Genomic DNA, 7,731 nt, shown 5'->3' with positions numbered 1-7,731 from the left:
ATATAGCTGAATTTGCAACCGATACGGATGTATTTTTACTGATAGGAACAAACACAAGCGAATGCCATCCAATTATTGCTATGCAGATTTTAAGAGGGCTTGAAAGAGGCGCTAAACTTATAGTAATCGACCCTAAAAAAACGGATATGGCAAAAAAAGCGGACGTGTTTATCCAACTGCCTGTAGGATATAACATTCCGGTATTAAACGCTATGATTAATCATATTATTCAAAATGATTTATACGATAAAGAATTTGTGGAAAAATATACCCACGGGTTTGAATGGCTTAAAGAAACCGTAAAAGATTTTACACCTGAGAGATTTGAAAAAGAAACAGGAATTGATAAAGAATTAATAATAAAAGCCGCCGAAATGTATGCAAAAGGAAATCCTTCGGCAATATGCTATACAATGGGTATCACTCAGTTTACAGACGGAACATACGGCGTTATGGAAACATCAAATTTAGCGCTTATAACCGGAAATATCGGTAAAAAAGGCGGAGGAGTAAATCCTCTGAGGGGACAAAACAACGTTCAGGGTGCCTGCGACATGGGAGCATTGCCTGATGTATGCCCTGGAAGCGCAAAAGTGTTTAATCCTAAAACACAGGAAAAAGTGCTTGAATTGTGGGGATATCCTCTAAATCCCAAACCTGGAATCCCACTGACAAAAGCACCTCATTTAATGGAAGAAGGTAAAATTAAATTCTTATACGTATTCGGTGAAAACCCTGTTATGTCCGATCCATGGACGGAACACTTCATTGAAGCGATTGAACATCTTGATTTCTTTGTAGTTCAGGATATTTTCCTAACCGAAACGGCTCAAAGGGCTGACGTTGTATTACCTGCGGCATGCTGGGGAGAAAAAGACGGAACGTTTATAAACACATCAAGAAGAGTCCAAAGGGTAAGAAAAGCGGTTAATCCTCCTGCAAATCTTGATCCTGACTGGAAAGTTATATGCAATGTAGCCAAAAGAATGGGATTAAAAGGATTTGATTATAAAACTGCGGAAGATATTTGGAATGAAGTTAGAAAATTTGACCCTGCAAAATTTGGCGGAATAAGTTATGAGAGAATTGAAAAAGCAGGAATCAACTGGCCTTGTCCTACGGAAGACCATCCGGGAACACCTTATCTGTATGCTGATCATAAATCATTTTTGCCTGACGGAAAATTCAGACTAGCACCTGTTACTTACACAGACGACAAAGAAAAAAGAATTATTATTGAAAAAGAACTGAGAGAAAAATTCGAAATTCCTGACGATTATCCGGCAGGTGTGGGATGTCCTAGCGAAAAACCCGACGAAGTATATCCGTGTATGTTTACAACGGGAAGAAAAGTGTTCCATTATCATACGGGAACCATGACAAGAGAGTGCAAACCTCTTGAATACGGTGCTGATATGCTTGGAGCCGTAATTGAAATCAGTCCTGACATCGCGGAAGAAAGAGGTATTGAAACAGGTGATTACGGACTTCTTTACAATAAAAGAGGAAAAATTGCGGCAAAAGTGGTGGTTAATCCGGATTTAAGATACGGAACCATATTTACAACGTTCCATTACGCCGAAGCGGACGGAAACGAACTTGCTAATCCGGAAGATTTAGATCCTCTATCAAATATACCGCCTCTTAAAATGTCAATAGCAAACATCAAAAAAATAAGCGAAGAAGAATTCTTTAAAATCAGAAAAGAAATACTTGAAGAACTTGAGCCGGAATTAGCCGAGCTCAAAAGGAGATAGTCATGCAAGTGGTAAGAGAAAACAAATTCGTAATAGCCGACCCTAAAACCTGTATAGGATGTGCAACGTGTATGGCGGCTTGTTATCAGTCAGCATATGAAAGAGGAAAACTCGCTACTCCAAGATTAATAGTCACAAGAACCGAACACGGAGTAATGCCGAATCAGTGCAGACAGTGCGACGACGCACCGTGTGCGAACGTATGTCCGGTAGGTGCTTTAACGTTTGGGGAAGACAGCATCGAACTTCATGAAGAAATATGTATAGGATGTAAACTGTGCACCATCGCATGTCCTTTCGGTGCGATAAGAGCGGCAAGTGAATTTATGCCGTCAGTCGATTACAGATTAGAGCCCGAACCGGCTCTAACTTTAGAATCCGTAATAGGGCTTAAAACTATCGCCGTTAAATGCGACCTGTGTAAAGGAAGAGAAGGAGGACCTGCGTGTGTTGAAGCATGTCCTACAGGCGCATTAAAAATTATGGATCCTAAAAATCAGGAAAAAATGATATCCCAAAAAGCACAAAAGGCAGTGGAAAAAACAGTTCAAACCGGCATTGCCAATTAAAGGATAAAAAATGGAAATGGTTTATGCACTATATCTGCTTGGGGCTTTTGTTTCGATTATATTATACAAGGAAAACAAAGTTGCAGGCAAAATAGGTTTTTCAATAGCCGCAGCCGCTTCGGCGCTGGGCGTTTTTCACTTTCTTTTTTCCATAAACTCAAACGAAGCACTTGAAATCGGTGGAAATTTCATTTTTCATCCTCATTTTGCACTCGATCCTTTAGGAAAATTTTTTTCATTCGTAATTTCACTGATATCACTCGCTTCATCAGTATATTCAATCCAATATGCCGATGAATACGCGAAAAAAGGAAGCATCGGCGTAATGGCGTTTTTATTTAATTCTTTCGTCCTTTCGATGCTTCTTGTAATTTCAAGTGCAAACGTTTTCTGGTTTATGGTATTTTGGGAACTGATGACTTTAGTTTCTTATTTGCTAATCTGTTTTAACGATAATGAAAAATCACTTAAAGCAACCGTTATTTACATGGGAATAGCACACCTTGGCGGGGTTATGATTTTGGCGGCTTTCCTGCTTCTTGCAAAAAGCAGCGGAAGTATGGAATTTGCAGATTTTAGCGCGGCGAATCTAACACCGCTTAGCGCAAGTATTATTTTCTTGCTTGCATTTGTGGGATTCGGCTCAAAAGCCGGAATGTTTCCTATTCACGTATGGCTTCCGCAAGCCCACCCGGCAGCACCTTCAAACGTATCGGCTTTAATGAGTGGGGTTATGATTAAAGTTGCGATTTTCGGAATTATAAAATTCTGTTTATGGTTGCCTGTTATGAGCTGGTGGGGTATTTTAATCCTGATTATCGGTGCGCTTTCAGCGCTTTTAGGCGTTCTTTACGCATTAACTCAACACGACTACAAAGCGCTTTTAGCTTACCATTCCGTAGAAAATATAGGAATTATCCTTTTAGGTCTTGGAATCGGGGTATACGGACTTGCCATACATTCTCCAATACTTGCGACAGTCGGATTTTTAGGAGGATTGTATCACGTCCTAAACCACGCTACATTTAAAGGTTTATTATTCTTGGGTGCGGGAAGTGTTTTATACACCACACACACAAAAGATATGGAAATTTTAGGCGGACTTGCAAAAAAAATGCCTTATACCGCATTTGCGTTTTTAATCGGTGCTATGGCAATTACCGCATTGCCTCCTCTTAACGGTTTTGTGAGTGAATGGCTTACATATCAGGCAATGCTTCAGGCGGCTTTGGGCGAGGGAATACTTTACAGACTTGCATTTACACTTTCAATTGTAGCACTTGCACTTACAGGTGCTTTGGCAGTTATGTGTTTCGTTAAAGTTTACAGCGTAATATTCGGCGGTGCCCCCAGAGATAAAAAAATATTCGAAAAAGCAAAAGAAGCACCTATTTCTATGATAATAGGTATGTTTATTTTAGTTATAGGATGTTTTGCGTTTGGTCTTGGTGCTACTACAGTAGTGGATAACATTATGCATGTTGTGGGAAGCTTTGCAGGAAATTACGAAGCTGTAAAAAACGGAGCAGTTGTAAGTCCTTTAGGTTCTATAATTTCAACTCCTATGATTGCGATTATCCTAATGTCAATGCTTGCGCTTCCGTTTATTATAGTAGTAATCACTATGAATAACAAAACAACAAAACATATCGTAAGAGAAACAGAACCTTGGGCATGCGGATTTAAATATTCTCCTAGAATGCAAATGACTGCATCCCCTTTTACGGGAAGTCTTAGAAAAATTATGGACTGGCTGTTTAGAGCTAATGCCAAAGTAATCGATCAGGGATATTTCAAACCCGTAAAATATGTAAACCACGCAAGAGATATATGGTGGAATATTTTCTATTTACCGTTTATAAAAATCGTATCGGCATGTTCGAATAAAGCACAAGGTTTCCAAAACGGAAATTCAAATCTTTACGTCCTTTACGTATTGATGGCTTTATGTATCTTTGTCGGTATCGGTTATTTAATTTAAAGGAGCTGATATGAATGCTATATTTTGGATGATAATTCAGGTTTTAGCCGTTATTGCAGTCGCTCCTCTGTTTGACGGCATCGCAAGAATCATAAGAGCGAAAATGCAGTCCCGCGTGGGACCGAAGGATATGTTTCAAACCTACAGGGATTTGGCAAAACTCTTTAAAAGAAACAAAACGGTGCCGAAATATTCACACTGGGTATTTAAATACGCTCCTTATATGCTATTTGCAACGGCAGCGGCTATGCTAGCGGCAATTCCGGTAACTTACAGCACAAATTTCAATGCCGGGATGATAGCCGACGTATTTGTATTAGTGTATCTCGGTGCGCTTTTCAGATTTGTTTTCGGTGTAGCATCAATGGACAGCGGCAACCCTTTTGCTGCAATAGGCGGCAGCAGGGAACAGATGATAGGCGTTTTTGTAGAGCCTGTAATGATAATTTGTCTTATTGTGGTTATGCTTTTGGCTAAAACATCAAATTTAGTAGAAATACAGTATATGGTAAGACACGGTGAAATCGGTTATCAGATTCCGGCATTTGCGGTTGCTTCAATAGCACTGCTTTGGGCGGTATACGTCGAAACCGGAAGAAACCCTTATGATTTGGCAGAAGCCGAGCAGGAACTTCAAGAAGGTCTTTTAAGCGAATACTGTGCGGGGGATTTAGCTCTTTCACATATGGCGCTTACCATTAAACAGTTTGTTATGATAGGACTTTTCCTTTCCGTATTTGAACCTTGGAATTTTGAAAACCCTATTTTAGCGCTTGCGGTATTTATAATTAAAGCCGGAGTATTTTACGTAGCTGCCGTGTTTATTGACAATTTAGGGCCAAGATACAAACTGCTAAAAGGTTTCAAAAAAGAATCAAGTTTCGTATTAATCGTTGCATTTATATCGCTGATATTATATGCAGTAGGAGTTTAAAATGATGAACATAACATTAATAGACATCCTGACAATCGCAATGATAGCGACATCTCTTGCGGTTTTCGGGCTTAGGAATTTAAGATGGTCTGTATATGCATATATTGCCGAAACACTGCTTCTTGTAAGCGTGTTTTTGCTTCTTTCACAAAAATACAACGTTGAGCAGTTATCACAGTGGGCGGTAATCGCTTTTATTACAAAAGTTGTCATAGTCCCTTACATTCTGATAAGGCTTATAAGAAGACTCGGTGTAAAAAGTGAAGAATCACCGCTTTACGGATTTTTCGTAAGTCCTATTATCGCTCTTGGTTTTTCACTTGCAATGGCAATGGTAATTTCACCAATTTTAAAAGAATTTTCATTACTTAAAGAAACAATACCGCTAATTGCATCCGTTACGATTTTCTCACTTGGAATTTTCGGACTTATTTTAAGAAAAAACGTTATCAAACAGATTTTGGCTTATTGTCTTTTTGAAAACGGTATTCATTTAACGTTGGCTCTCAGTACATACAATTCGCCTGAAATTGTTGATATCGGTATATTAACGGATGCAATTTTTGCGGTAATTATTATGTCAGTTTTGGCGGAAAGATTTTACAAATATTTCGGTGCTTTGGACGTATCTAAAGCAAACCAGTTAAAAGGATAGACCATGGATATGCAAACTTTGCTATTTTTTACACTGTGTCTGCCTTTTGCAACAGCGGCAATTTTATGGTTTACACCGAAAAATTTAGGACTTTTGAATACTTTTCACGTGCTCGGGTCTTTAATTACTTCGCTTGTTGCATTATCGGCGGTTTCACATGTTATAGGAGGAGAAAGTTTTTATCTGTTTAACAAACTCTTCTTTTTAGACCCTATCGGAGGAGTGTTTTTAACATTAATTGCCGTTATCGGATTTTTAATTAATCTTTATTCGGTTAAATATATGCAGTGGGAGCTTGAAAGCGGACATATTACTATAAATGAAGTTAAGCTTTTTTATGTTCTTTCACATATATTCGTATTTACGATGATTTTTTCCATTATGTCAAACAACATTGCTTTAATGTGGGCGGGAATTGAAGCTACAACCCTTTCATCACTTTTTATGGTTGCGCTTTACAAAAACAAACGTGCGACTGAGAGCGGATGGAAATACATTATTATTTGTAGTGTCGGACTTGCCTTTGCCCTTTATGCAACCGTTTTAATGTACGGCGCCGGATTTAACGTAATTAAAAACGGACATGACGCAATGCTTTGGAGCGTTTTAATGGAAAACGCAAAACTGCTTAATCCCGACGCTTTAAAACTCGTATTTATATTCGCACTTATAGGTTTCGGGACAAAAGCCGGTCTTGCGCCTATGCATACATGGCTTCCCGACGTTCACTCAGAAGGTCCTTCACCGGCATCGGCGTTTTTGAGTGCGGTACTTTTAAAATGTGCGCTTGCAGCGATTATAAGATATTACTCAATCGTTACACATTCAACTCTTGGAAGTGAATTTGTGGAAACTTTAATGGTAATAGTTGCACTTCTTTCAATTTTCGTAGCGGCGTTATTTATATTAAAACAAAGAGATATCAAAAGAATGTTTGCATACCATTCAGTCGAACACGTGGGAATTATTGCATTCGGTTTTGGAATCGGCGGACCTCTTGGCGTATTTGCGGGGCTTTTCCACTCAATGGCACACTCACTTTCTAAAGCCTTAGCCTTTTGCGTAAGCGGAAATATAATAAAAATTTACGGCACAAGGGACATGGAAAAAATGGGAGGTCTTATAAGAGTTAACCCGCTAAACGCTGTTCTATTCGGGACTGCGGTTGCTTCACTTATCGGTATTCCTCTTTTAGCGGTGTTTGTAAGTGAATTTTTAATGATTAAATCAGGACTTAGCGCGGATAAATATATCCAAATCGCACTGTTTGTCATAGGACTCGCAATAATCTTCATAGCGGTGCTTATGCACTTTAACGAAGTTGTTTTCGGAAAAGTAAGAGGCGAAGTGAAAACTGAAAAAATAGAAACAAATGCCAACATCCCGCTTATAATATTTGCGGTATTAATTGTTGCGTTGGGTGTTTACGTCTGTCCGCAGTGGTTCGAATTATTACAAAACGCAACAAAAATTATTTTAGCTTAAGGAGAAATTATGGCATTAGGTGACAGATTTATAAATAAATTGAAAGAAAAAATAAAAATACTCGATATTCAAAGAAACCCTTACGACCAGATAACCGTTACGGTGGACAGAAACGACCTTCCGGAAGCTGTCAGAATGCTTTATTACGATATGGGAGGATGGCTGGCAACCATGATACCTAATGATGAAAGACAAATAAACGGAAACTACGCCCTTTATTATGTCCTTTCAATGGAAGGCGGGAAAATGACTCCCGAAGACGAACTCCCTCAGGAAGAAAAATGCTGGATAACCGTAAAAGCATATATCCCTCAAAACGACCCTCATTACCCGTCCGTAACAAGAAAAGT

Annotated in this window: 7 protein-coding genes; all 7 read left to right on the top strand. The window is 38.9% G+C overall.

Annotated elements, in window-relative coordinates; genetic code table 11:
* Positions 1–1,757, top strand: a 1,757-nt coding sequence (locus ACXJIE_RS04805) for a molybdopterin oxidoreductase family protein (RefSeq protein WP_456479840.1), incomplete at its 5' end; no start/stop codon positions are given.
* 2 nt (positions 1,758–1,759) lie between these two features.
* Entirely contained in the window at positions 1,760–2,326 is a 567-nt protein-coding gene (locus ACXJIE_RS04800) for a 4Fe-4S dicluster domain-containing protein (protein WP_456479839.1), read from the top strand.
* Between the two features lie 10 nt (positions 2,327–2,336).
* Positions 2,337–4,307, top strand: a complete 1,971-nt coding sequence (gene hyfB / locus ACXJIE_RS04795; protein WP_456479838.1) for a hydrogenase 4 subunit B — start codon at positions 2,337–2,339, stop codon at positions 4,305–4,307.
* Positions 4,308–4,317: 10 nt separating this feature from the next.
* Positions 4,318–5,241, top strand: coding sequence for a respiratory chain complex I subunit 1 family protein (locus tag ACXJIE_RS04790; RefSeq protein ID WP_456479837.1), 924 nt, complete (start codon positions 4,318–4,320; stop codon positions 5,239–5,241).
* A gap of 1 nt (position 5,242) precedes the next feature.
* Positions 5,243–5,896, top strand: a complete 654-nt coding sequence (gene hyfE, locus ACXJIE_RS04785) for a hydrogenase 4 membrane subunit (protein WP_456479836.1) — start codon at positions 5,243–5,245, stop codon at positions 5,894–5,896.
* A gap of 3 nt (positions 5,897–5,899) precedes the next feature.
* Positions 5,900–7,381 (top strand): hydrogenase 4 subunit F, encoded by a 1,482-nt coding sequence (locus ACXJIE_RS04780; RefSeq protein WP_456479835.1) that lies wholly within the window; start codon positions 5,900–5,902, stop codon positions 7,379–7,381.
* 9 nt (positions 7,382–7,390) lie between these two features.
* The coding region (locus tag ACXJIE_RS04775) for an NADH-quinone oxidoreductase subunit C (RefSeq protein ID WP_456479834.1) at positions 7,391–7,731 on the top strand (341 nt) is incomplete at its 3' end.

Source organism: Nautilia sp., assembly GCF_053994455.1.
The sequence above is the reverse complement of the archived record's forward strand: the minus strand, read 5'-3'. Positions and strand labels throughout refer to the sequence as shown.